The 24,150-nt window shown below is 71.9% G+C and carries 21 protein-coding genes; 17 read left to right on the top strand and 4 right to left on the bottom strand.

The features are described 5' to 3' along the window. Positions 1-128 precede the first annotated feature (128 nt). Positions 129-332: a cold-shock protein gene (locus ACFP1Z_RS17370; RefSeq protein WP_390317288.1), complete on the bottom strand. Its 204-nt coding sequence runs from the start codon at positions 330-332 to the stop codon at positions 129-131. 285 nt (positions 333-617) lie between these two features. On the opposite strand from ACFP1Z_RS17370, the gene ACFP1Z_RS17365 reads away from it, so the two are divergent. After that, positions 618-1,508, top strand: a complete 891-nt coding sequence (locus ACFP1Z_RS17365) for a menaquinone biosynthetic enzyme MqnA/MqnD family protein (RefSeq protein WP_390317287.1) — start codon at positions 618-620, stop codon at positions 1,506-1,508. Positions 1,509-1,598: 90 nt separating this feature from the next. Here ACFP1Z_RS17365 and ACFP1Z_RS17360 read toward each other — a convergent pair whose 3' ends face one another. Then, entirely contained in the window at positions 1,599-2,702 is a 1,104-nt protein-coding gene (locus ACFP1Z_RS17360) for an alpha/beta hydrolase (RefSeq protein WP_390317286.1), read from the bottom strand. Between the two features lie 379 nt (positions 2,703-3,081). Between ACFP1Z_RS17360 and mqnC the strand changes: the two genes are divergently transcribed. The 4 genes from mqnC to ACFP1Z_RS17340 all read left to right on the top strand — a co-directional run bounded on the left by mqnC (position 3,082) and on the right by ACFP1Z_RS17340 (position 7,447). Further along, positions 3,082-4,278 (top strand): cyclic dehypoxanthinyl futalosine synthase, encoded by a 1,197-nt coding sequence (mqnC, locus tag ACFP1Z_RS17355; protein WP_390317285.1) that lies wholly within the window; start codon positions 3,082-3,084, stop codon positions 4,276-4,278. 5 nt (positions 4,279-4,283) lie between these two features. Next, on the top strand, positions 4,284-4,841 hold the full coding sequence (locus ACFP1Z_RS17350; RefSeq protein WP_390317284.1) for a hypothetical protein: 558 nt from the start codon (positions 4,284-4,286) through the stop codon (positions 4,839-4,841). Positions 4,842-5,246: 405 nt separating this feature from the next. Further along, a complete protein-coding gene (locus ACFP1Z_RS17345) occupies positions 5,247-5,945 on the top strand; it encodes a demethylmenaquinone methyltransferase (RefSeq protein ID WP_390317283.1) in 699 nt (232 codons plus the stop codon). 212 nt (positions 5,946-6,157) lie between these two features. Continuing rightward, on the top strand, positions 6,158-7,447 hold the full coding sequence (locus tag ACFP1Z_RS17340; RefSeq protein ID WP_390317347.1) for a geranylgeranyl reductase family protein: 1,290 nt from the start codon (positions 6,158-6,160) through the stop codon (positions 7,445-7,447). A gap of 35 nt (positions 7,448-7,482) precedes the next feature. Here ACFP1Z_RS17340 and ACFP1Z_RS17335 read toward each other — a convergent pair whose 3' ends face one another. Then, on the bottom strand, positions 7,483-8,595 hold the full coding sequence (locus ACFP1Z_RS17335) for an ArsR/SmtB family transcription factor (RefSeq protein WP_390317282.1): 1,113 nt from the start codon (positions 8,593-8,595) through the stop codon (positions 7,483-7,485). Between the two features lie 276 nt (positions 8,596-8,871). After that, entirely contained in the window at positions 8,872-9,789 is a 918-nt protein-coding gene (locus tag ACFP1Z_RS17330) for a C40 family peptidase (protein WP_390317281.1), read from the bottom strand. Between the two features lie 714 nt (positions 9,790-10,503). Here ACFP1Z_RS17330 and ACFP1Z_RS17325 point away from each other — a divergent pair. The 12 genes from ACFP1Z_RS17325 to nuoL all read left to right on the top strand — a co-directional run bounded on the left by ACFP1Z_RS17325 (position 10,504) and on the right by nuoL (position 24,149). Further along, on the top strand, positions 10,504-10,863 hold the full coding sequence (locus ACFP1Z_RS17325) for an NADH-quinone oxidoreductase subunit A (RefSeq protein WP_390317280.1): 360 nt from the start codon (positions 10,504-10,506) through the stop codon (positions 10,861-10,863). A gap of 43 nt (positions 10,864-10,906) precedes the next feature. Continuing rightward, complete coding sequence (locus ACFP1Z_RS17320) at positions 10,907-11,461, top strand: NuoB/complex I 20 kDa subunit family protein (RefSeq protein ID WP_390317279.1); 555 nt, start codon at positions 10,907-10,909, stop codon at positions 11,459-11,461. Beyond that, complete coding sequence (locus ACFP1Z_RS17315) at positions 11,458-12,195, top strand: NADH-quinone oxidoreductase subunit C (RefSeq protein WP_390317278.1); 738 nt, start codon at positions 11,458-11,460, stop codon at positions 12,193-12,195. The genes ACFP1Z_RS17320 and ACFP1Z_RS17315 overlap by 4 nt, the downstream gene beginning before the upstream one ends. After that, a complete protein-coding gene (locus ACFP1Z_RS17310) occupies positions 12,195-13,523 on the top strand; it encodes an NADH-quinone oxidoreductase subunit D (RefSeq protein WP_390317277.1) in 1,329 nt (442 codons plus the stop codon). The genes ACFP1Z_RS17315 and ACFP1Z_RS17310 overlap by 1 nt, the downstream gene beginning before the upstream one ends. Further along, entirely contained in the window at positions 13,520-14,302 is a 783-nt protein-coding gene (gene nuoE, locus ACFP1Z_RS17305) for an NADH-quinone oxidoreductase subunit NuoE (RefSeq protein WP_390317276.1), read from the top strand. The genes ACFP1Z_RS17310 and nuoE overlap by 4 nt, the downstream gene beginning before the upstream one ends. Further along, on the top strand, positions 14,299-15,654 hold the full coding sequence (gene nuoF / locus ACFP1Z_RS17300) for an NADH-quinone oxidoreductase subunit NuoF (protein WP_390317275.1): 1,356 nt from the start codon (positions 14,299-14,301) through the stop codon (positions 15,652-15,654). Before nuoE ends, nuoF begins: the two co-directional genes overlap by 4 nt. Positions 15,655-15,742: 88 nt before the next feature. Further along, positions 15,743-18,271: an NADH-quinone oxidoreductase subunit G gene (locus tag ACFP1Z_RS17295; RefSeq protein ID WP_390317273.1), complete on the top strand. Its 2,529-nt coding sequence runs from the start codon at positions 15,743-15,745 to the stop codon at positions 18,269-18,271. Between the two features lie 694 nt (positions 18,272-18,965). Beyond that, positions 18,966-20,351 carry an NADH-quinone oxidoreductase subunit NuoH gene (nuoH, locus tag ACFP1Z_RS17290; protein WP_390317346.1) on the top strand — a complete coding sequence of 462 codons (1,386 nt, stop codon included), beginning with the start codon at positions 18,966-18,968 and terminating at the stop codon, positions 20,349-20,351. A 2-nt stretch (positions 20,352-20,353) separates the two neighbouring features. Then, entirely contained in the window at positions 20,354-21,019 is a 666-nt protein-coding gene (gene nuoI / locus ACFP1Z_RS17285) for an NADH-quinone oxidoreductase subunit NuoI (protein WP_390317272.1), read from the top strand. Continuing rightward, positions 21,016-21,870, top strand: a complete 855-nt coding sequence (locus tag ACFP1Z_RS17280) for an NADH-quinone oxidoreductase subunit J (RefSeq protein WP_390317271.1) — start codon at positions 21,016-21,018, stop codon at positions 21,868-21,870. The genes nuoI and ACFP1Z_RS17280 overlap by 4 nt, the downstream gene beginning before the upstream one ends. Further along, on the top strand, positions 21,867-22,166 hold the full coding sequence (gene nuoK, locus ACFP1Z_RS17275; RefSeq protein WP_390317270.1) for an NADH-quinone oxidoreductase subunit NuoK: 300 nt from the start codon (positions 21,867-21,869) through the stop codon (positions 22,164-22,166). Before ACFP1Z_RS17280 ends, nuoK begins: the two co-directional genes overlap by 4 nt. 12 nt (positions 22,167-22,178) lie before the next feature. Continuing rightward, positions 22,179-24,149, top strand: coding sequence for an NADH-quinone oxidoreductase subunit L (gene nuoL, locus ACFP1Z_RS17270; RefSeq protein ID WP_390317269.1), 1,971 nt, complete (start codon positions 22,179-22,181; stop codon positions 24,147-24,149). The last annotated feature ends 1 nt before the right edge of the window (position 24,150 follow it).

Here is a 24,150-nt window from a genome sequence, read left to right as displayed (position 1 = left end):
CGATAAGAACCGGTGCCGGAAAGGCAGGAGCCCCGCCCCTGCGTGACGCAGGGGCGGGGCTCCTTGGGTACAGCGTCGACCGCGAACGGTCACCCACAGGGTGTCGCGGGCCCGGGGGCCCGTGATCACTACTTGGGGGTGACGTTCTCCGCCTGCGGGCCCTTCGGACCCTGCGTGACGTCGAACTCGACCTGCTGGTTCTCCTCCAGGGAGCGGAACCCGGCAGCGTTGATCGCGGAGTAGTGGACGAAGACGTCGGGGCCCCCGCCGTCCTGGGCGATGAAGCCAAAGCCCTTTTCAGCGTTGAACCACTTCACGGTTCCGGTAGCCATAAGCCCTCCTTGGGCCAAAGGGTTGCCCTGCTCCAGAACCTGCGAGAAGTCTGAAAACTACAAAAGCCTGCGGGTCACATGCTCCGCAGGCTCTGTACTGCAAGGGAAACCAAACTGCAACTTGCGCCGAGCGTAGCACGCTGGCTTCTCACGGGGAAAGAGTTGAAGATCACGCTGTCGGATGGTTTTCGGCGTGGCGGAGCCGGAAAAGATCGCCCGTCAGGCCCGGCACCGTCCCGGGACCCCGCCCGCCGGACCCTCCGGGCGCGGGGCTAGCCTCCGGATGTGGACAATTCAGCCTCTGTCGTAGCGACCTCGCCCGATCCGCACGGCCGGCTCCGCAGCCGACCCCGGGTCGGCCACATCCAGTTCCTCAACTGCCTCCCCCTGTACTGGGGCCTCGCCCGGACCGGCACCCTGCTGGACCTGGAGCTCACCAAGGACACCCCGGAGAAGCTCAGCGAGCAGCTGATCGACGGCGAGCTCGACATCGCCCCCGTCACGCTCGTGGAGTTCCTGCGCAACGCCGACGACCTCGTCGCGCTGCCGGACATCGCCGTGGGCTGCGACGGCCCCGTGATGTCCTGCGTGATCGTCTCGCAGCGGCCGCTGGAGCAGCTGGACGGGGCGCGCGTCGCGCTCGGCTCCACCTCGCGCACCTCCGTCCGCCTGGCGCAGCTGCTGCTCGCCGAGCGCTACCACGTGGCGCCCGACTACTACCGCTGCCCGCCGGATCTGGGCCTGATGATGCGGGAGGCGGACGCGGCCGTGCTGATCGGCGACGCCGCGCTGCGCGCCTCGCTGCACGACGCGCCCCGGCTGGGCCTCGAAGTCCACGACCTGGGGCAGATGTGGAAGGACTGGACGGGGCTGCCGTTCGTCTTCGCCGTGTGGGCCGTGCGCCGCGACTACCTGGCCCGTGAGCCGCGCCTGGTCTCCAAGGTGCACGAGGCCTTCCTGGCCTCCCGGGACCTGTCCCTGGAGGAGGTCGCCAAGGTCGCCGAACAGGCCGCGCGCTGGGAGGCCTTCGACCAGCGGCTGCTGGAGCGCTACTTCACGACCCTGGACTTCCGCTTCGGGCCCGGTCAGCTCGCGGGCGTCACGGAGTTCGCGCGCCGCGTCGGACCGACGACGGGCTTCCCGGCCGATGTGAGGGTGGAACTGCTGGGCGCCTGACCGCCGTTGCGCGCCGGAGCGCGCCAAAAGGCGGGGGCGCGGCGCCTATTGCGCCGCGCCCCCGCCTTCCCGGGTCGGACCGGGAGCTGGTCAGACCGAGAGCTTGAAGCCCTCGGGGCCCTCCATCTGCTTGCTGATGAACTGGATCAGGCCCTCGCCCATGCTCGGCACGTAGGTGTGCGCGTTGTGCGAGCCGCCGGGGATCTCCCGCAGCATCGTGTGCACCGGCCCGTGCCCGTACTGCGCCTGGAACTGCTTGACCTGGTTCATCACCGTGGCCGGCTCCTTGGTGCCGACCTGGAAGGCGAGGTAGACGTCCGGGCCCTTGCGGTCGATGAGCTGCTTGGCCAGGACCTGCGGGTTGTTCTCCTGCTTCTCCTTGTCGTGGCCGTTCCACAGCGGGGAGTCCGGGACGATGTCCGGGCCGGAGGCGATCACGGCCTTGAACCTGTCCGGGTGCTTGAGCACGGCCTTCAGGCCGGAGAAGCCGCCGGAGGAGGAGCCCATGAAGGCCCAGCCGTCACGGGACTTCAGGGTGCGGAAGTTGGCCTTCATCAGGTCCGGCACGTCCTCGGTGAGCCAGGTGCCCATCTTCGGCTGGCCGGGGATGTCACTGCCGTCGTAGTAGTGCTTGTCGTCCGGGTTGAGCACCGGCATCGCCAGCAGGAACGGCAGGGACTTGCCCTCCTGCGACCACTTGGAGACGGAGTCCTGGAGCTTGAGGTCCGTGCCCATCCAGTAGTTGCTCGGCCAGCCCGCGCCGCCGGGCAGCGCGACCATCACCGGGAAGCCGGCGTTCGCGTACTTGGGGTCGTCGTACTGCTTCGGGGCCCACACCCACACCTTGCCGGTGAAGCCGGACTTCTTGCCGGTGAGCGTCACGACGCCGATCTTCGTGCCGTCGGAGAGCGTGTTCGCGACGCGGAAGTCGGCCTGCGGGCCGGTGGGCATCAGGGTCTTGGAGTCGGCCGCCTCGCCGCCGGTGCCGCCCGCCTGGCCGCCGCCGGCCGCCGCCGGCTGCCCGAAGCTGACCGGCTTCCCCTTGTCCGTGAAGGGGGGTATCTCGAAGTAGCTCATGACCGGCCAGGCGATCAGGCCGAGCGCGGCTATGGACGCCACGACCAGAACCCATCGTTTGGCACGGGAAGCACGCCGGTGGCCCTGGGACCGGTAGGCCCCGGAAGTGTGCGTCATCGCGTCGCTCCGGATGATGCTGCTGCCCCGAAGGACATGACGGTTCTTTCCGCCCTTGGGGATGACGGAAGCCGGGGCGCGGGTTCCTGGGGACAGCCGTGAATTGAGTCATAGGCCGACAATCATCAGGAGCGCGGGGGGCGCGCGGGCGCGCCGACGGCCGGGAGCGCGCCGTGCCCGTGCGGGCGGCACCGGAGCCCGGGGCGTTCCGGGTCCGCCGGGGCGCGACGGCCGGTCCCCGGGGGCCGCGGCACCTCGTCCCGCCGCCCCCGGGGCCGTAGGCCCCGTACGTGCCGCCCGTCAGGGCCTGCGCACCCCGCCGCAGGCGGCTGGCGTAGGCTGAACCGGTCGTGTCGAACCCCCTCCGAAGGGACGCCCGGTGAGCGAGAGCGCCGATCTGCAGCCCGTCCTCGACCGTGCCGCGGGCGGCGGCCGGATCACCCCGGAGGAGGCGCTGGAGCTCTACCGCTCCGCGCCGCTGCACGCGCTGGGCGCCGCCGCCGACGCCGTGCGCCGCAAGCGCTACGCGGGGACCGAGCACATCGCGACGTACATCATCGAGCGCAACATCAACTACACCAACTCGTGCGTCACGGCGTGCAAGTTCTGCGCGTTCTACGCGCCGCCGAAGAGCGACAAGGTGTGGGTGCGCGGCCTGGACGACATCCTGCGCCGCTGCGCGGAGACCGTCGAACTCGGCGGCACCCAGATCATGTTCCAGGGCGGGCACCACCCCGACTTCGGCGTGGAGTACTACGAGGAGCACTTCGCGGCGATCAAGAAGGAGTTCCCGCAGCTCGTCATCCACTCCCTCGGCGCCTCCGAGGTCGAGCACATGGCGCGGATCTCGGGCGTGAGCGCCGAGGAGGCGATCCGCCGGATCCACGCCGCCGGACTGGACTCCTTCGCGGGCGCCGGCGCCGAGCTGCTGCCGCAGCGGCCGCGCAAGGCCATCGCCCCGCTCAAGGAGTCCGGCGAGCGCTGGCTGGAGATCATGGAGATCGCCCACAGCCTGGGCGTCGAGTCGACCTCCACGATGCTCATGGGCACGGGCGAGACCAACGCCGAGCGGATCGAGCACCTGCGGATGATCCGCGACGTGCAGGACCGCACGGGCGGCTTCCGCGCCTTCATCCCGTACACCTACCAGCCGCAGAACAACGTGCTCAAGGGCCGTACCCAGGCCACGATCTTCGAGTACCTGCGCATGATCGCCGTGGCGCGGCTGTTCCTCGACAACGTCGCGCACATCCAGGGCTCGTGGCTGACCACGGGCAAGGAGATCGGCCAGCTGTCGCTGCACTACGGCGCGGACGACCTCGGCTCGATCATGCTGGAGGAGAACGTGGTCTCCTCCGCCGGCGCCAAGCACCGCTCCAACCTCGCCGAGCTCGTGCACCTCATCCGCAACGCGGGCCGGGTGCCCGCGCAGCGGTCCACCACCTACGAGCACCTGCTGGTGCACGAGGACCCGGCGGCCGACCCGGTCGACGAGCGCGTCGTCTCCCACCTGTCCTCCACGGCGATCGAGGGCGGCACCGCGCACCCGGAGCTCAAGCTCCTCGACGCCCGCTGACGGCCGTGACCACGGTCCACCGGGCGCGCGCGGTGCGCCTGACCGAGGACGGCGAACAGCACCCGGACTGGGCCGTGGCCGTCACCGGCGCGCTGCTGACCGCCGCCGGCCCGTACGAGGAGGTACGGGCGGCAGCCGGCGGGCACGCGCGCGTGCGCGAGTGGGACGGCGTGCTCGCGCCCGGACGGTACGAGCCGTACGCGCCCGTCCTGTTGGAGACCGCCTACTACCCCGACCCGCAGGAGGCGGACGAGCTGGGCACCGCCCCGCTCACCGGGGACGCGCTCGCCGCGCTGGGGATGAGCGAGGCCCGCTGGGGCTGGAGTGCCCGGCGCGGGCTGCAGCGGCTGCTGGCGGCGGGCACCACCGCGCTGTCCGGTCCGTTCGCCCACCCCGCCGTGCGGACGGCCGTCGAGCGCTCCGGCATCCGTGTGCTGCCCGGCCCGCCGGCCGGGCCGCGCGCGCTGGCCGTCCCCGGGCCCGCCGACTTCGCGGTGTTCGCCGACGACGGGAGCGCGCTCGCCACCGTCCTCGACGGGCGGCTGGTGCACCGCCGGCGCTGAACTCCCCGCCGGAATCCGGCCGTCAGGGATGCGTCAAAGCGGTGGCGATCTTCGTCAGGGCGGTGTCAACACAAGCGGGGGACGCCCTTCCGGTCCGCCAGGATGAGCGGTGCGGGGACGGCCGTCCGGGCCGCCTCGCGATGCGTACTGTGGAGGGCCCGGACGACCGGCGTGACGCCGGCGGGCCACAAGGACGCGCGACTGCCGGAGTGACGCCGGTCCGCGAGGGGGCGGACGGGGCGGGGGGCCGGCGGAGTCCCGGGGGAACGGGGGTTCCCGGGAGTGGCGCAGTCGGCATCGCGGGGCGGGACTCACCGGCGGGCCGTCCCCGTCCAGCTTCGCGGCGCCCGGCGCCGCCTGCGACCCGGGTGCCCCGGGGAACGGACCGGGGTGAACAATGGGGGAGTGACCCGAGCATCCCTGGACAAGCAGCCGCACGAAGTCGCCGCGATGTTCGACGACGTGGCGGCCAAGTACGACCTGACCAACGACGTGCTCTCGCTCGGCCAGGCCCGGCTGTGGCGCAAGGCGGTCGCCCGGGCCGTGGACGCGCGCCCGGGGCAGAAGGTGCTCGACCTCGCGGCCGGTACGGGCACGTCCTCGATGCCGTTCGCCGCCGCCGGCGCGTACGTGGTGCCCTGCGACTTCTCCGTCGGCATGCTGCGCGAGGGCCGCAAGCGGCAGCCATGGATGCCGTTCGCCGCCGGTGACGCGACGCGACTCCCCTTCGCGGACGGCGTGTTCGACACCGTGACGATCTCCTTCGGGCTGCGCAACGTGCGCGAGACGGACGCCGCGCTGCGCGAGATGCTGCGCGTGACGAGGCCCGGCGGGCGAGTGGTGATCTGCGAGTTCTCCACCCCGGCCTGGGCGCCGTTCCGCACGGTCTACAGCGAGTACCTGATGCGCGCCCTGCCGCCGGTCGCCCGCGCCGTCAGCAGCAACCCGGACGCCTACGTCTACCTCGCCGAGTCGATCCGCGACTGGCCCGACCAGCCCGCGCTCGCCGCGCGGCTGCAGGCGGCCGGCTGGAGGGACGTCGCGTGGCGCAATCTCACCGGCGGGATCGTGGCACTGCACCGGGGGACGAAGCCCGCCGGGTGAGCGCGGCGCGCGCCCCTTCCAGCGCCCTCCACAGCGCCCCGTACGGCGCCCCGGCGGCGGCCGGGAGCGGGGGCGTGCCCGCCGCGCCGGTGCTCCACCGCGCCCCCATACACTGACCGATGTCCGGTGCCCGGCCGCCCGTCCGGCGCACGCATCCCCTCGACGCCCCGGGAGATCCCGCCGTGACCGAGCCGACCGCTCCGATGGAACCGATGGATCCGGCGGACGCCGCCTCCGGGCGCACCGCGGACGTGATCGTCGTCGGGGCCGGCCCGGCCGGCTCGGCGGCCGCCTACCACCTGGCGAAGGCCGGGCTGGACGTGCTGCTGCTGGAGAAGACGGCGTTCCCGCGCGAGAAGGTGTGCGGCGACGGCCTGACCCCGCGCGCCGTCAAGCAGCTCGTCGCGATGGGCATCGACATCTCCGAGGAAGCGGGCTGGCTGCGCAACAAGGGCCTGCGCATCATCGGCGGCGGCCACCGGCTGCAGCTCGACTGGCCCGAGCTCGCCTCCTTCCCCGACTACGGACTCGTGCGCAAGCGCGACGACTTCGACGAGCAGCTCGCCCGCGCCGCGCAGAAGGCGGGCGCGCGCCTGTACGAGCGCTGCAACGTCGGCGCGCCCGTGATCGACGGGCGCACGGGCCGGATCAGCGGGGTGCACGCGAAGCTGGGCGAGGAGAAGGTGCCCGTCACCTTCCACGCCCCGCTCGTCGTCGCCGCCGACGGCAACTCCTCGCGGCTGTCGCTGGGGATGGGCCTGCACCGGCGCGAGGACCGTCCCATGGGCGTCGCCGTGCGCACCTACTTCACCTCCCCGCGCCACGACGACGACTACCTGGAGTCCTGGCTGGAGCTGTGGGACCGGCGCGGCGGGCAGGAGCGGCTGCTGCCCGGCTACGGCTGGATCTTCGGCATGGGCGACGGCACGAGCAACGTCGGCCTCGGCGTCCTCAACACCTCCGAGTCCTTCAAGGAGCTCGACTGGCGCGAGGTCCTCAAGGCGTGGTGCGCCTCCATGCCCGAGGACTGGGGCTACACCCCCGAGAACATGACGGGCCCCATCCGCGGCGCCGCCCTTCCGATGGCCTTCAACCGCCAACCCCACTACACGCGCGGCCTGTTGCTCGTCGGTGACGCGGGCGGCATGGTCAACCCGTTCAACGGCGAGGGCATCGCCTACGCCATGGAGTCCGGGCAGATCGCCGCCGACGTGATCGTGCAGGCGCACGCCCGCGGCTCGTACGCGGGGCGCGAGCTGGCCCTCGCGCGCTACCCGAAGGTCCTCAAGGACACCTACGGCGGCTACTACACCCTCGGCCGCGCCTTCGTGAAGCTCATCGGCAACCCCCGGGTCATGAAGATCGGTGCGCAGCGCGGGCTGTCGCACCCGGTGCTGATGCGTTTCACGCTGAAGATGCTCGCGAACCTGACGGACCCCTCCGGCGGGGACGCGATGGACCGCGTCATCAACGGCCTGTCGAAGGTCGCGCCGAAGGCGTGACCGCCCCTCTCACGCCACGCAGTTGACCGCCCTGCTCACGCCACGCCGTTGAGCAGGGCGAGGCCCAGCGGGGTGAGCGAGTGCCGCACCGCCGGTCCCTCCCGTCGCGTCATGACCAGCCCCGCCTCCCGCAGCACCGTCGCGTGCTCGCTGGCCGAGGCGGGCGACACCCCGGCGCGGCGGGCCAGTTCGACGGTGCTGCACCCGGCGGCGGCCTCCTCCAGCACCCGGGCGCGGGTGCGGCCCAGCAGCGCGGTCAGCTGGCCGACGCGGTCCTTCTCGCCGCCGTCGCCCGGGGAGAGCACCGACTGGTACGTGGCCAGTTCCAGCGCGACCGGGTAGCACAGGTCGATCGGCCGGCCGGGGTCCGCGCTGTCGGCGCGGGCCGTCGGGTGCGGCCAGAAGAACGACGGGGTCAGGGTCAGGCCCCGCCCGTTGAGGTAGACGTCGTGGTAGTCGGTGTGGAAGCCCGTGCCGTGCATGCAGGGCACGTGCAGGACCGGCGGTTCCCAGCGCACGGTGGGGTTCAGGGTGGCCAGCAGGTGCTCCACGCCGTGCTCGGCGGCCAGCCGGATGCGGCGGGTGCGGTCCGCCGCGACGCAGGCCGTGATCTGTGACCAGTAGGGGGCGATGGCGGTGTCGTAGTACGCGCGGAAGGCGCGGTCGACGAGCCGTACGATCTCCCGCTCGCAGGTGTGGAGTTCGCCGAACCAGCGCGGGACGGGCCGGTACTCCAGCGCGCACTCCAGCTCCGCCGACCAGATGGGCTGCGGCAGGCTCCACACGCACTCCAGGCTCTGCTCCAGCGAACTGGTGCCCCCGCCGCGCAGGAAGGCCTCCGGCAGGTACTCGCCGAGCCCGGGCGGGGCCAGCTCCAGCGCGGGCCGGGTGACGGGGGTGAGCTCGCGCCGGGTGCGCCGCCGCCAGCCGTCCAGGCCGAGGCCGCCCATGTCCCGGCTCTGCAGGACGGGCAGGCTCAGCGCGGCCTCCGCGAGCGGGTCGGGGCCGGGGGCGAGCCGGACCCGGCCCAGGTCCTCGGGGCCGAAGTGGATACGCAGCACAGTGGTCTCCGGTCCGGCGCTCCTGGTGTGCGCCTGGCCCGAAGGTAACGCGCAGAAGCGGACAGCCGGGTGTGCGGTTCTGGCCATCTTCGCTTCGAGGCCGCCCGGATTCGGCTGTGCCCGAAGGGTGTTGTCCCGGGGGCCGCGCGCTCGCACACTTCAAGTACCGGTCACGGGGGACCCGGCAGCGACCGGGGACCGGTCAGCCGACGGGTGCCCTGCGCAAGTTCGACGGGGGGCAGGGCATCCGGTCGGCCAGGGCTCGTACAGCGGGGGGAGTTGCGGTCGGGCCCCGCGTACGAAAAAGGGCCGCCACCCCGCGAGGGATGGCGGCCCTTCCGTCGTGCGCGGAGCGCCCGGACGTCACAGGACGCGGACGGCACCCGAGGGCGGGGAGTAGCTCATGTCCCGCTCGACCACGCCGGTGCTGGGGTTCTGCGCGCCGATGAACTTGCCGCCGCCGATGTAGACGGCGACGTGGTACGCGCTGCCCGCCGAGCCCCAGTAGAGGATGTCGCCGGCCTGCAGGTTGCTCAGCGACACCGCGGTGCCGGCCGTGGACTGGTCCTGCGAGACGCGCGGCAGCTCCACGCCGATCTGCTTGTAGGCCGCCTGGATCAGGCCGGAGCAGTCGTAGGCGGACGGGCCGGACGAGCCCATCACGTACGCCTTGCCGACCTGCGCCTGGAGGAAGGAGAGCAGCGTCGCGGTGTTGCCGGTCGCGCTGGAGGAGCTCTTCTTCGAGCTGGAGGAGGACGAGGAAGACGACGAGGACGAGGAGGACGACGACTTCGAAGAGGAGGAGGACTTCGAAGAAGAGGAGGAGGACGAGGACTTCGAGGAGTCGTCGTCGGACGACGCGTTCAGCGCGGTGCGCTCGGCGTCACGCGCGGCGCGGGCGGCCTCCTCGGCCTCGCGCTTCTCCTTGGCCTCGGCGGCCTTCCGCTCGGCCTCGGCCTTGCGGTCGGCCTCGTCCCGGGCCGTCTTCGCGGCCTCCTCGGCGGCGCGGTCGGCCTCGTCCTGCTGCGCGCTGACCTGGTGGTCGAAGGCGACCTGCTGGGTGGCCGCGGCGCTCTGCGCGATGGAGCTGGCGAGCATCGCGCCCAGCGCCGGCATCTCCATGCTCGTCTCGGTGGGCTTCTCGGCGGCGGTGGCGGGGGAGGCCGCGCCGGTCACCGCGAGCGTGCTGAGAACGCCGCCGGCGACACCCGCGCGCATGACCCAGGACGGGGTCGGGCGGCGGTGCTTCCGGCGGCTGGTTATGTGCGCGTTCGAGGACATGCCCCAACGGCTATCAGGCGCCGCAGGTTGAGATCAATAAACGTGGTGTCCGTCACGATTGGCGTGTACTCGCCTCAAAACGGGCCCTCAGGGCGCCGCCGGGCGACCGGAGCTGACGTCCCATAAGTCGTGATCATGCGTCTCATCACGGGTTTTGCGTCCTGGGCGGAAGTCTCCGGGCGCCTATCACTTTTCGGCTGCCCGGGTCGAGACCTCGCCGCCCGGCGCCCTCCGGGCCCGCGGGTCCCGTGGGATACCTCACGCCGGGCCGCGCCCGTACCCCGCTCGGGAAGGGCTCGTGAAGGAAAGCGCGGAGCGGGGATCAAGGCCGCTGCCGGCGGATCCCTCCTCAGTGGGCTGTCGGCCGCTAGCAGTTGACGGCAACGCGCGCCAATTTGCGTGCACGGGCCATGTCTTGATAGTGCCGCACCCCCGCAAGGCGCCCTCGACCAGCGGTCACGTCCTCACATATCACCTCTGGTGATCACCCGGGCGCTTCGAGTAAGAAGATCGCCCCTGTTTGGCGCGGTGATCGCGCGTCAGGTGGTGGAGATCACAAACGCGGTCGCGTACCCCGTGTCGCAGATCACAGGCCGACGGGCATAGGATGCGCTCGACCCGGGCTTGTGAACTGCCTCACATGTCGGTGATCTTCCCCGGCGAGCGGCAGACGTCGTTGCTCAAGCAGTCCACCGGAAGGAAGGAGCGAGGACGGTGAACGCCTACGCGCCCATCCTCGTACTGGGGGCCCTCGGGGCGGCCTTCGCGGTCTTCTCCGTGGTCATGGCCGCACGCATCGGGCCCAAGAAGTACAACCGCGCCAAGCTCGAAGCCTACGAGTGCGGCATCGAGCCGACCCCGCACCCCGCGGGCGGCGGGCGCTTCCCGATCAAGTACTACCTGACGGCGATGCTCTTCATCGTCTTCGACATCGAGATCGTCTTCCTCTACCCCTGGGCCGTCACCTTCGACGCCCTGGGCCTGTTCGGGCTCGTGGAGATGCTCCTCTTCGTGCTCACCGTCTTCGTCGCCTACGCCTATGTCTGGCGCCGCGGCGGCCTCGAATGGGACTGACCGGTACCAAGCGGAAAACCAAGGGACTGATAGGGGCCAGTCAATGGGACTCGAAGAGAAGCTGCCCAGCGGCTTCCTGCTGACCACGGTCGAACAGGCCGCCGGGTGGGCCCGCAAGTCGTCCGTCTTCCCGGCCACCTTCGGACTGGCCTGCTGCGCCATCGAGATGATGACCACCGGAGCCGGCCGCTACGACCTCGCCCGCTTCGGCATGGAGGTCTTCCGGGGCTCGCCCCGGCAGGCCGACCTGATGATCGTGGCCGGGCGGGTCAGCCAGAAGATGGCACCCGTCCTGCGGCAGGTCTACGACCAGATGCCCAACCCCAAGTGGGTGATCTCCATGGGCGTCTGCGCCTCCAGCGGCGGCATGTTCAACAACTACGCCATCGTGCAGGGCGTCGACCACATCGTGCCCGTCGACATCTATCTGCCCGGCTGCCCGCCCCGCCCCGAGATGCTCCTCGACGCGATCCTCAAGCTGCACCGGAAGATCCGCGGCGAGAAGCTCGGCGCCCACCGCGCGGCCGCCGAGGCCGAGGCGGAGCGGAAGGCCCTCGACGCCCTGCCGCTGATCGAGATGAAGGGGCTGCTGCGGTGAGCGAGCAGGAACGACCCCCCGAGCAGGTGCCCGCGCAGCGGGAGGAGGCCGGCGAGGTCATCGACGTCCGGCACGGCATGTTCGGCGCCCGCAACGGCGGGGACACCTCCGGCTACGGCGGCCTGGTACGGACCGTACGGATGCCGGGCGAGGCGACCCGGCCGTACGGGGGCCCACGCGGCGAGGCCGGACACGGAAGCTTCGACGAGGTGGCCGACGAACTCGAAGGCGCCCTGGAGGAACAGGGCCTGCTGCCGGAGAACGCGATCGAGAAGACCGTCGTCGACCGCGGCGAACTCACCTTCCACATCGCCCGCGAGCACCTGCCGCGCGTCGCCCGCACCCTGCGCGACGACCCCGCGCTGCGCTTCGAACTGTGCACCGGCGTCAGCGGAGTGCACTACCCCGGGGACAAGGGCCGCGAGCTGCACGCGGTCTACCACCTGCGCTCGATCACCCACAACCGGCTGATCCGGCTGGAGGTCAGCGCCCCCGACAGCGATCCGCACGTGCCCTCGATCGTCGACGTCTACCCCACCAACGACTGGCACGAGCGCGAGACCTACGACTTCTTCGGCCTCGTCTTCGACGGCCACCCCGCGCTCACCCGGATCATGATGCCGGACGACTGGCAGGGCTTCCCCCAGCGCAAGGACTACCCCCTGGGCGGGATCCCCGTCGAGTACAAGGGCGCCCAGATCCCGGCCCCGGACCAGCGGAGGTCGTACACCTGATGTCCACAGCGGCACACACGCCGGGTCCGCGCGAGACCACCGAGGGCACCGTCTACACCGTCACCGGCGGCGACTGGGACGAGGTCGTCGAAGCGGCGAAGAAGGCCGACGACGAGCGCATCGTCGTCAACATGGGCCCACAGCACCCCTCCACGCACGGCGTGCTCCGGCTCATCCTGGAGATTGACGGCGAAACCGTCACCGAAGCCCGCTGCGGCATCGGCTACCTCCACACCGGCATCGAGAAGAACCTGGAGTACCGCACCTGGACCCAGGGCCCCACGTTCGTCACGCGCATGGACTATCTGACGCCGTTCTTCAACGAGACGGCGTACTGCCTGGCCGTGGAGAAACTCCTCGGCATCGAGGAGCAGATCCCCGAGCGGGCCACCGTCATCCGCGTCCTGCTGATGGAGCTGAACCGCATCGCCTCGCACCTGGTGGCCATCGCCACCGGAGGCATGGAGCTCGGCGCCACCACCATCATGATCTACGGCTTCCGGGACCGCGAACACATCCTGGACATCTACGAGTTGATCACCGGGCTGCGCATGAACCACGCCTATGTGCGCCCCGGCGGACTCGCCCAGGACCTGCCGCCCGGCGCGGTCGACCAGATCCGCGAGTTCGTCAAGAAGATGCGCCGCAATCTGCCCGAGTACGACAAGCTCGCCACCGGCAACCCCATCTTCAAGGGCCGTCTGCAGAACATCGGTTACCTCGACCTCGCCGGCTGCATGGCCCTCGGCGCGACCGGGCCGATCCTGCGCGCGACGGGCCTGCCGCACGACCTGCGCAGGACGCAGCCCTACTGCGGTTACGACACCTACGACTTCGAGGTGCCGACCGCCGACACCTGCGACGCCTACGGGCGCTTCCTGATCCGCCTGGAGGAGATGCGCCAGTCCCTGCGGATCGTCGAGCAGTGCCTGGACCGGCTCAGGCCCGGACCCGTCATGGTGGCCGACAAGAAGATCGCCTGGCCCGCGCAGCTGGCCCTCGGCCCGGACGGCCTCGGCAACTCCCTCGACCACATCAAGAAGATCATGGGCACCTCGATGGAGGCCCTCATCCACCACTTCAAGCTGGTGACGGAGGGCTTCCGGGTGCCGCCGGGACAGACGTACGCGGCCGTGGAATCCCCCAAGGGGGAACTCGGCGTGCACGCCGTCAGCGACGGCGGCACCCGCCCGTACCGGGTCCACTTCCGCGACCCGTCCTTCACCAACCTGCAGGCGGTGGCGGCGATGTGCGAAGGCGGCCAGGTCGCCGACGTCATCGTCGCGGTCGCCTCGATCGACCCTGTGATGGGGGGAGTCGACCGATGACGGAGATCGGTCTTGGGATGCCGCAGGTGCCGCCGCCGGACTATCCCGCCGAGGTGCGGGCCCGGCTGGAGCCGGACGCCAAGGAGATCATCGCCCGCTACCCCGACAGCCGCAGCGCGCTGCTGCCGCTGCTGCACCTCGTGCAGTCCGAGGAGGGGTACGTCACCGGCAGCGGCATGCGCTACTGCGCCGAACTGCTGGGGCTCACCATGGCCGAAGTGACGGCCGTGGCGAGCTTCTACACCATGTACCGGCGCGAGCCCGGCGGCGACTACCAGGTCGGGGTGTGCACCAACACCCTGTGCGCCGTCATGGGCGGCGACGCCATCCTCAAGACGCTCCAGGACCACCTGGACATCCACGCCAACGGCGGCACCAGCGCCGACGGGAAGATCACCCTGGAGCACGTCGAGTGCAACGCGGCCTGCGACTTCGCACCCGTCGTGATGGTCAACTGGGAGTTCTTCGACAACCAGACGCCCCACAGCGCCGTCGCGCTCGTCGACGGACTGCGCGCCGGACACCCGGTGAACCCCACCCGCGGGGCGCGCCTGTGCGGCTTCCGGGAGACGGCCCGCATCCTGGCCGGCTTCCCCGACCCGCGGCCGGGCGCGGTCGAGGAGAGCGGCAGCGCCGGACCCGCCTCCCTGACGGGCCTTCGGCTCGCCCGCGGCGAGCGGCCGTCCCCGCGCGTGGGCCCGCCCCGCACCGCTCCGCCGGCCGACGCGTCCCCGCGCGAGCGGCCGGGCTCCGACAGCCCCGAGGAGGGGGAGGGATGACCATGGCACCCGCCATCGGAGAGACCAGCCCCGAGAAACTGCTCGCCCCCGTGCTCAGCGCGCACTGGGACGAACCGCGCTCGTGGACCCTGGAGAACTACCTGCGCCACGACGGCTGGGCGGCCGCCCGCAGGGCGCTCGCCATGCCCCCCGACGACGTCATCGCCCTGGTGAAGGACTCCGGGCTGCGCGGCCGCGGCGGCGCCGGCTTCCCCACCGGGATGAAATGGCAGTTCATTCCGCAGGGCGACGGCAAGCCGCACTATCTCGTCGTCAACGCCGACGAGTCCGAGCCCGGCGCCTGCAAGGACATGCCCCTGCTCTTCGCCTCCCCCCACACCCTCATCGAGGGCATCGTCATCGCGTGCCACGCCATCCGCTCCGACCGCGCCTTCATTTATCTGCGCGGTGAAGTCGTCCCCGTGCTGCGGCGGTTGCACGAGGCCGTGCGCGAGGCGTACGAGGCCGGATACCTCGGCCGGGACATCCTGGGCACCGGTCTCGACGTGGAACTCACCGTGCACGCGGGGGCGGGCGCCTACATCTGCGGCGAGGAGACCGCCCTGCTGGACTCCCTCGAAGGCCGGCGCGGACAGCCACGGCTGCGACCCCCCTTCCCCGCCGTCGCGGGCCTGTACGCGTGCCCCACTGTGGTGAACAACGTCGAGTCCATCGCCTCGGTTCCCGCGATCGTCCTGCGGGGCAAGGAGTGGTTCCGCTCCATGGGCACCGACAAGAGCCCCGGATTCACGCTGTACTCGCTCTCCGGGCACGTCGTGTCCCCCGGCCAGTACGAGGGCCCCATGGGCATCACCCTGCGGCAGCTGCTCGACATGAGCGGCGGGATGCGGCCCGGCCACCGGCTGAAGTTCTGGACCCCGGGCGGCTCCTCCTCCCCGATGTTCACCCCCGAACACCTCGACGTCCCCCTGGACTTCGACAGCGTCGGCGCGGCCGGCTCACTGCTGGGCACCAAGTCGCTGCAGTGCTTCGACGAGACGACCTGCGTGGTGCGGGCCGTCACCCGCTGGGTGGAGTTCTACGCCCACGAGTCCTGCGGCAAGTGCACGCCCTGCCGCGAAGGCACCTACTGGCTCGTGCAGTTGCTGCGCGACCTGGAGGCGGGCCGGGGCCGCAAGGACGACCTCGACAAGCTCGCCGACATCGCCTCGAACATCGACGGCAAGTCCTTCTGCGCGCTCGGTGACGGCGCCGCCGCGCCCGTCGTCTCCTCGCTGCGGCACTTCCGCGCCGAGTACGAGGAGCACATCACGGGCAAGGGCTGCCCCTTCGACCCCGCGAAGTCCGTGCTGTGGGCCGACGACGGACACCGGACGGGGGTGGGCGCATGACGCCGGCGCCCCGGCCGGCCGTGTGCGCCCCGGCCGACCCCGCGGGCAGCGCGCCGCGTTCCGACCAGTGGCACCCGGAGGTGCAGCCATGACCGTCACCACGTCCGCGTCCACCCCGGGCGGACCGCCGGTCCCGCCGGCGGACCTGGTGTCCCTGACCATCGACGGGATCGCGGTCTCGGTCCCCAAGGGCACCCTCGTCATCCGCGCGGCGGAACTCCTCGGCATCGAGATCCCCCGCTTCTGCGACCACCCGCTGCTCGACCCCGCCGGCGCCTGCCGGCAGTGCATCGTCGAGGTCGAGGGCCAGCGCAAGCCCATGGCCTCCTGCACCATCACCTGCACCGACGGCATGGTCGTCAGGACCCAGCTGACCTCGCCGGTGGCCGAGAAGGCCCAGCGCGGCGTGATGGAACTGCTGCTGATCAACCACCCGCTGGACTGCCCCGTCTGCGACAAGGGCGGCGAGTGCCCGCTGCAGAACCAGGCGATGACCGCCGGCCAGGCCGACTCGCGCTTCGAGGGCCGCAAGCGGACCTTCCCCAAGCCCGTGCCGATCTCCCCGCAGGTGCTGCTCGACCGCGAGCGGTGCGTGCTGTGCGCGCGCTGCACCCGCTTCTCGCAGCAGATCGCCGGCGACCCGATGATCGAGATGATCGAGCGGGGTGCCCTGCAGCAGGTCGGTATCGGGGGCGGCGAGCCCTTCGAGTCGTACTTCTCCGGCAACACCATCCAGATCTGCCCGGTCGGCGCGCTGACCTCGGCGGCGTACCGGTTCCGCTCCCGCCCCTTCGACCTCGTCTCCTCGCCGTCGGTGTGCGAGCACTGCGCGGGCGGCTGCGCGACGCGTACGGACCACCGGCGCGGCAAGGTGATGCGCCGGCTCGCGGCCGAGGACCCGGAGGTCAACGAGGAGTGGCTGTGCGACAAGGGCCGCTTCGCGTTCCGCTACGCGCAGTTGCCGGACCGGCTCACCGCCCCGCTCGTCCGCGGCCCCGACGGCGTGCTGGCGCCCGCGAGCTGGCCGGAGGCGCTGGCGGCGGCCGCGAAGGGGCTGGCCGCCGCGCGCGGCCGCGCCGCCGTGCTCACCGGCGGCCGGCTGACCGTCGAGGACGCCTACACCTACGCCAAGTTCGCCCGCGTCGCCCTCGACACCCACGACGTCGACTTCCGCGCCCGCCCGCACAGCGCCGAGGAGGCCGACTTCCTCGCCGCCCGCGTCGCCGGGCGCGGCCGCGACCTCGACGGGACGGGCGTCACCTACACGTCACTGGAGCAGGCGCCCGCCGTCCTGCTCGCCGGGATCGAGGCCGAGGAGGAGGCGCCGGCGGTCTTCCTGCGGCTGCGCAAGGCCCACCGGGGGCGCGGGCAGCGGACGTTCGCGCTCGCCACCCACGCCACGCGCGGCCTGCGCAAGGCGGGCGGCACGCTGCTGCCCGCCGCCCCCGGCACCGAGACCGAGTGGCTGCGGGCCCTGGCCTCCGGCGTCGGCCTGGACCCGGCCGGGCAGAGTGCCGCCGAGGCGCTGCGTGCGCCGGGCGCGGTGATCGTCGCCGGTGAGCGGCTCGCGGCCGTCCCCGGAGCGCTCACCGCCGTCGCCGAGGCCGCCGACGCGACCGGGGCGGCGCTGGTGTGGATGCCGCGCCGGGCGGGGGAGCGCGGTGCGCTGGAGGCGGGCGCCCTGCCCGGGCTGCTGCCCGGCGGCCGCCCGGCCACCGACCCGCGCGCCCGCGAGGAAACCGCGCTCGCCTGGGGCGTTCCCGAACTCCCGCGCAGGCCCGGCCGGGACACCGGCCAGATCGTCGAGGCCGCCGCCACCGGGGAGCTGGGCGCCCTGCTGGTCGGCGGGGTCGAGCCCGCCGACCTGCCCGACCCGGCCCGGGCCCGGGAGGCGCTGGAGGCCGTCGGCTTCCTCGTCAGCCTGGAGCTGCGGCCGGGCGAGGTGACCGAGCGCGCCGACGTGGTGCTGCCGGTCGCGGCCGTCGCGGAGAAGGCGGGGGCGTTCCTCGACTGGGAGGGGCGGCTGCGGCCGTTCGGGACCGCGATCACCCCCGACCAGCTGACGCACCGTCATGTACCGTGCGACGCCCGCGTCCTGCACATGCTCGCCGACGCCATGGCCGAGGCGGCGGGCGACGGGCGCGGCCGGCTGGACCTGCCGGACGTCGAGGCCGTCCGCGCCGAGCTGCGCCGCCTCGGCGCCTGGCAGGGCCCGTACGCCACCGGCCCGGCGGAGAGCGCCCGCCAGATGCCCGCACCCGGGGCCGGCGAGGCCGTCCTCGCCGGCCACCGGCTGCTGCTGGACCGGGGGCTGCTCCAGGAGGGCGACGACGCGCTCGCCGGCACCCGGCACGCGGCCCTCGCCCGGCTCTCCGCGGCCACCGCCGCCGAGGCGGGCGTGCGCGACGGCGACCCGCTCGTCGTCACCGGCCCCACCGGAAGCGTCCGCCTGCCGCTGAAGGTGACCGACATGCCGGACCGCGTCGTATGGCTCCCGCTCAACTCCACCGGCGGCGGCCTCACTTCGGACACCGGCGCCCGCCCGGGCGAACCGGTCCGCATCACGGCACCGGCCGACACACCCGCCGGCACGCAGACCCCGGAGGCGGGCCGGTGACCGCTGCGCGTCGTTTCCCCTCGGGGCTGCCAGGCGTTGCGGCCCGGTGCCGCCGAGTTCCGTTTCCGTCAGGGGCCGGTTGCCGGTCGTGCCACGGAGGCGGGCCGGTGACCGCCGTGCCTCGCCCCCGCCCGGGGCTGCCCGGCCTGGGGGCCCGGTGTCTCCGTGTTCCGTTCGTGCGGTCCTGCGTCGGGGACGGGTCAGTGGCCACCGCGCACCGTCTCCGCCCGGGCTTGCCCGGCCTGGCATCCCTGCGTCGCCGTGTTCCGTTCGCGCGGCCGTGCCCCAGGGGCGGGCCGGTGGTCGTCACGCGCCGATTCCGCCTGGAGACGACCGGTCCGGCGGCCCGGTGTCGCCATGTTCCGCTCGCGCGGCCCTGCCTTGCAGGCGGGTCAGTGGCTGCCGCGCACCGTCTCCGCCCGGGCTTGCCCGGCCTGGCATCGCGGCGTCGCCGCGTTCCGTTCGTGAGGCCGGGTCCCGGGGGCGGGCCGGTGGTCGCAGCGCACCGTCTTCGCCCGGGCTTGCCCGGCCCGGCGTCCCGGCGTCGCCGTGTTCCGTTCGTGCGGCCCGGGGGCGGGCCGGTGGCCGTCGTGCTGCGGATCCGTCCTGAACTCTCCGGCCGCCCGACTTCGTTCGCCCGTCCGCGCGTATGCGCATGCGCGCGTCCCGCCCCGGAGGTCCGCCCGTGAGCGTCATGCCGCACCTCGCCCCGGCGACACCGCTGGCTGCCGAGGACCTCTCCTTCTTCGGCCGCGACCCGTGGTGGCTGATCCTTCTCAAGGCCGTCTTCTGCTTCGCGTTCGTCATGGTGACGGTGCTGTTCTCGATCGTGTGGGAGCGCAAGGTCGTCGCCTGGATGCAGCTGCGCATCGGCCCCAACCGGCACGGCCCGTGGGGGCTGTTGCAGTCGCTCGCCGACGGCATCAAGCTCATGCTCAAGGAAGACGTGATCGTCAAGCGCGCGGACAAGGCGGTCTATCTCCTCGCGCCGCTCGTCTCGGCGATCCCCGCGTTCATGGCCGTCGCCGTGATCCCCTTCGGCCCGGCCGGCAACGAGATCTCGATCGCCGGCCACCGCACCGCGATGCAGCTCACCGACCTGCCGATCGCCGTGCTGTACGTGCTGGCGACGGCCTCCGTCGGGATCTACGGGATCGTGCTCGCCGGCTGGTCCTCGGGCTCGACCTACCCGCTGCTGGGGGGCCTGCGCTCGTGCGCGCAGATGATCTCCTACGAGATCGCGATGGGCGTCGCCTTCGCCTCGGTCTTCCTCTACTCGGGCTCGATGTCGACGTCGACGATCGTCGACGCCCAGCACGACCGCTGGTACGTACTGCTGCTGCCGGTGTCGTTCGTCATCTACATCGTGGCGATGGTCGGGGAGACCAACCGGGCGCCCTTCGACCTGCCGGAGTCCGAGGGCGACCTCGTCGGCGGCTTCAACACCGAGTACTCGTCCATCAAGTTCGCGATGTTCATGCTCGCCGAGTACGTCAACATGGTGACCGTCTCGGCGATCGCGGTGACCCTCTTCCTCGGCGGCTGGCGGGCCCCGTACCCGGTCTCCGCGTTCTGGGAGGGCGCCAACCACGGCTGGTGGCCGCTGCTGTGGTTCGTCGTCAAGTTGCAGGTGCTGCTGTTCTTCTTCATCTGGCTGCGCGGCACGCTGCCCAGGCTGCGCTACGACCAGTTCATGAAGCTGGGGTGGAAGGTCCTCATCCCGGTGTCGATGGTGTGGCTGATGCTCGTCGCGTCCGTGCGCGCGCTGCGCAACGAGAACTACGACGCGCAGCACGTCGTGCTCTACGTCGGCGGCGCCGTCCTCGCGGTCCTGCTGCTGTCCTTCGTCGCCGACGTCTTCCGCGGCCGTCCCGGGGGCGGGGAGCGGCAGGCGCCCCCGCCGAAGGAGTTCGACCCGACGGCGGGCGGCCATCCGGTGCCGCCGCTGCCCGGGCAGAGCCTGCCGCCGGTGCCCCGCCGCCGGCCGCGCCGCGACGGCGAACTCATTGTCAGTGGCGGAGTGAATACTGTCCGTGACGAGTCCGCGCGTGACGGATCCCGCGACGGAAAGGAGGGCTGACGATGCCCGGATCCACGGGCTCCCCGGGGGCCTTCGGGGCCGGCCGGGGGGAGTCCCCGCCCCGGCCGGCCCGGCACAACCCGGTGGCGGGCTTCGGCGTGACCTTCAAGGCCATGTTCAAGAAGCGGCTCACCGAGCAGTATCCGGAGGAGAAGAAGCACACGGCGCCGCGTTTCCACGGCCGCCACCAGCTCAACCGGCATCCCGACGGGCTGGAGAAGTGCGTCGGCTGCGAGCTGTGCGCCTGGGCCTGCCCGGCCGACGCCATCTATGTGGAGGGCGCGGACAACACCGACGAGGAGCGCTACTCCCCGGGCGAGCGCTACGGCCGCGTCTACCAGATCAACTATCTGCGCTGCATCCTGTGCGGGCTGTGCGTCGAGGCGTGCCCGACCCGCGCGCTGACCATGACCAATGAGTACGAACTGGCCGACGACAGCCGCGAGTCGCTGATCTTCACCAAGGAGCAGCTGCTCGCGGGCCTGGAGGAGGGCATGGTCGACACCCCGCACGCGATCCACCCGGGGATGACCGAGCAGGACTACTACCGCGGGCGGGTCACCGGGGCCGCGCCCGGCACGGTGCGGCAGACCGCGGTCTCCCAGGGTGAGCGGCCCCCCGAGGCGGCGGGGCGGGCGGCCGACTCCGGTGAGGGGGTGGGCGCGTGAGCGCGACGACCACTTCCACGGGCGAGGCCGTCCAGTTCTGGATCCTGGCCGTCGTCGCCGTCCTCGGCGCGCTCGGCACGGTGCTGATGAAGAAGGCCGTGCACAGCGCCCTGTCCCTGGCCGGCACGATGATCGTGCTCGCGGTCTTCTACCTCGCCAACGGGGCGTACTTCCTGGGCGTGGTGCAGATCGTCGTCTACACCGGCGCGATCATGATGCTGTTCCTGTTCGTCGTCATGCTCGTCGGTGTCACCGCCGCCGACTCGCTGCGGGAGACCATCAGGGGCCAGCGGCTGCTCGCCGGGCTGTGCTTCCTCGGCTTCGGCATCCTGCTGTTCGCCGGAATCGCGAACGCCGCCCTGAAGGACTTCAAGGGCCTCGCCCAGGCCAACTCCGGTGGAAATGTGGAGGGGTTGGCGGCGCTGGTCTTCACCAAGTACGTCTACGCCTTCGAGCTGACCGGCGCGCTGCTGATCACGGCGGCGGTCAGCGCGATGGTGCTCACCCACCGCGAGCGCACCGAGCGCGCGGCGACCCAGCGCGAGCGCTCCGAGGCCCGCGTCCGCGACGGCAAGCACGTCACCCCGCTGCCGGCCCCGGGTGTCTACGCCCGGCACAACGCGGTGGACATCCCCGCGCTGCTGCCCGACGGCACGCCCTCCGAGCTGACCGTCAGCCCCACGCTCCGCTCGCGCGGACAGGTCCGTGACGTCTCCGAGGAGGCGTTCGACGATCTCGCGGCGCTGGAGCGGCGCTCGCGCAGACGCCTGGGGCAGGCGGAGAAGTACGCGGGCAGGGCTGCCTCCGACAGTGCCGGGGCAGCCGGCGACGAGAGGGGAGCGGCCGAGTGAATCCCGTCAACTATCTCTATCTGGCGGCCCTGTTGTTCACCATCGGCGCCGCCGGCGTGCTCATCAGGCGGAACGCGATCGTCGTCTTCATGTGCGTCGAGCTGATGCTGAACGCCTGCAATCTGGCCTTCGTCACCTTCGCCCGGCTGCACGGCAACCTCGACGGCCAGATCATCGCGTTCTTCACGATGGTCGTCGCCGCGGCCGAGGTCGTCGTGGGGCTGGCGATCATCGTGACGATCTTCCGCTCCCGCCACTCGGCCTCGGTCGACGACGCGAACCTGCTGAAGCTGTGAGGGGACGCTGACGTGGACAGACTCATCGGATTGCTCATCGCGGCACCGCTGCTGGGCTCGGCGGTGCTGCTGAGCGGCCCCCTGTTCCGGGCGCGCGCCCCCGAGGGCGCCGTGCCCGAGGACGCCGTGCCCGGGGACGGGCGGGCTGCGCCGGCGGGCCCGCTCGCGCGCGGCGGGCCGTGGATCGGGACGCTGCTCGCGGCCGCCTCCTTCGCGATCGCGGTCGTGCTCTTCGCCGACATGCTCTCCCGCGCGGGCGACCGGCGGACCCTGCACGCGCACCTGTTCAGCTGGGTGCCGGTCGGCGGCTTCCGCGCGGACGTGGCCTTCCAGCTCGACCAGCTGTCGATGACGTTCGTGCTGCTGATCACCGGGGTGGGCACGCTCATCCACCTGTACTCGGTGGGCTACATGGAGCACGACGAGCGGCGCGTGCGCTTCTTCGGCTACCTGAACCTCTTCCTCGCCGCGATGCTGCTGCTCGTCCTCGCCGACAACTACCTTCTGCTGTACGTCGGCTGGGAGGGCGTGGGCCTGGCCTCGTACCTGCTCATCGGCTTCTGGCAGCACAAGCCGAGCGCGGCCACGGCGGCGAAGAAGGCGTTCCTCGTCAACCGCGTCGGGGACATGGGCCTGTCGATCGCCGTCATGCTGATGTTCACCACGTTCGGCACCTTCGCCTTCGCACCGGTCCTCGGGCACGCCACACAGGCGAGCGAGGGACGGCTGACGACGCTGGGGCTGCTGTTGCTGCTCGCCGCGTGCGGCAAGTCCGCGCAGGTGCCGCTGCAGTCCTGGCTCGGTGACGCGATGGAGGGCCCGACCCCGGTCTCGGCCCTGATCCACGCGGCGACGATGGTGACCGCGGGCGTGTATCTCATCACCCGCTCCGGGGCGGTCTTCGACGCGGCGCCGGACGCGCAGACCGCCGTCGTCACCGTCGGCGCGGTCACGCTGCTGTTCGGTGCGATCGTCGGGTGCGCCAAGGACGACATCAAGAAGGCCCTCGCGGGCTCGACGATGTCGCAGATCGGCTACATGATCCTGGCCGCCGGCCTCGGCCCGCTCGGCTACGTCTTCGCGATCATGCACCTGGTGACGCACGGCTTCTTCAAGGCCGGGCTGTTCCTCGGGGCCGGTTCCGTCATGCACGGCATGAACGACGAGGTGGACATGCGCCGTTACGGCGGTCTGCGCTCGTCCATGCCCATCACCTTCGTCACCTTCGGGCTCGGCTATCTCGCCATCATCGGCTTCCCGGGGCTGTCCGGCTTCTTCTCCAAGGACAAGATCATCGAGGCGGCGTTCGGACGGGGCGGCACCGAGGGCTGGATCCTGGGCGGCGCGGCGCTGCTGGGCGCGGCCATCACCGCGTACTACATGACGCGCGTGATGGTCCTGACCTTCTTCGGCGAGAAGCGCTGGCAGCCCGACGCCGCGGGCAATCTGCCCCAGCCGCACGAGGCGCCGCGCACCATGACGATCCCCATGATCGTGCTGGCGATCGGTTCGGTCTTCGCGGGCGGGCTGTTCAGCATCGACGACGCCTTCGTGAAGTGGCTGGAGCCGGTCACCGGGCACGAGGAGGGGCACTCCCCGGTCGGCACGCTGACGATCACGGTGGCGACCCTCGTGGTGCTCGTCGTCGGCGCCGCGCTCGCCTGGTCGCAGTACGGGCGCGGGCCCGTGCCCGTCACGGCGCCGGCCGGCTCGCTGCCCGTGCGGGTCGCCCGCCGCGATCTGCTCCAGGACGACGTCAACCACGTGGTGTTCGTCCGGGGCGGCGGGCGGCTGACCCGCGCGCTGGCCACGGTCGACCGCTCGGTGATCGACGGCATCGTGGTCGGTACGGCCGCCGCCTTCGGCGGGCTCTCGGCCCGGATGCGCACCCTGCAGAACGGCTACGCCCGTTCCTACGCGGTCTCGATGTTCGGCGGTGCGGCGGTCCTCATCGCCGCGACCCTGCTGATGAGGGCGGTCTGAC

The sequence above is a fragment of the Streptomyces gamaensis genome (assembly GCF_042656465.1).
GTDB classification, from domain to species: domain Bacteria; phylum Actinomycetota; class Actinomycetes; order Streptomycetales; family Streptomycetaceae; genus Streptomyces; species Streptomyces gamaensis.
Note: the sequence above shows the minus strand (reverse complement) of the source record. Positions and strands in the feature narration are given on the sequence as shown.

Coding starts and splice junctions, on each gene's coding strand:
- nuoH (WP_390317346.1), top strand. CDS start 18,966: ATGCCGCACCTCGCCCCGGCGACACCGCTGGCTGCCGAGGACCTCTCC.
- ACFP1Z_RS17320 (WP_390317279.1), top strand. CDS start 10,907: ATGGGACTCGAAGAGAAGCTGCCCAGCGGCTTCCTGCTGACCACGGTC.
- ACFP1Z_RS17330 (WP_390317281.1), bottom strand. CDS start 9,789: ATGTCCTCGAACGCGCACATAACCAGCCGCCGGAAGCACCGCCGCCCG.
- nuoI (WP_390317272.1), top strand. CDS start 20,354: ATGCCCGGATCCACGGGCTCCCCGGGGGCCTTCGGGGCCGGCCGGGGG.
- ACFP1Z_RS17360 (WP_390317286.1), bottom strand. CDS start 2,702: ATGACGCACACTTCCGGGGCCTACCGGTCCCAGGGCCACCGGCGTGCT.
- ACFP1Z_RS17295 (WP_390317273.1), top strand. CDS start 15,743: ATGACCGTCACCACGTCCGCGTCCACCCCGGGCGGACCGCCGGTCCCG.
- nuoE (WP_390317276.1), top strand. CDS start 13,520: ATGACGGAGATCGGTCTTGGGATGCCGCAGGTGCCGCCGCCGGACTAT.
- ACFP1Z_RS17335 (WP_390317282.1), bottom strand. CDS start 8,595: ATGGCCAGAACCGCACACCCGGCTGTCCGCTTCTGCGCGTTACCTTCG.
- ACFP1Z_RS17370 (WP_390317288.1), bottom strand. CDS start 332: ATGGCTACCGGAACCGTGAAGTGGTTCAACGCTGAAAAGGGCTTTGGC.
- nuoF (WP_390317275.1), top strand. CDS start 14,299: ATGACCATGGCACCCGCCATCGGAGAGACCAGCCCCGAGAAACTGCTC.
- ACFP1Z_RS17310 (WP_390317277.1), top strand. CDS start 12,195: ATGTCCACAGCGGCACACACGCCGGGTCCGCGCGAGACCACCGAGGGC.
- ACFP1Z_RS17340 (WP_390317347.1), top strand. CDS start 6,158: ATGGATCCGGCGGACGCCGCCTCCGGGCGCACCGCGGACGTGATCGTC.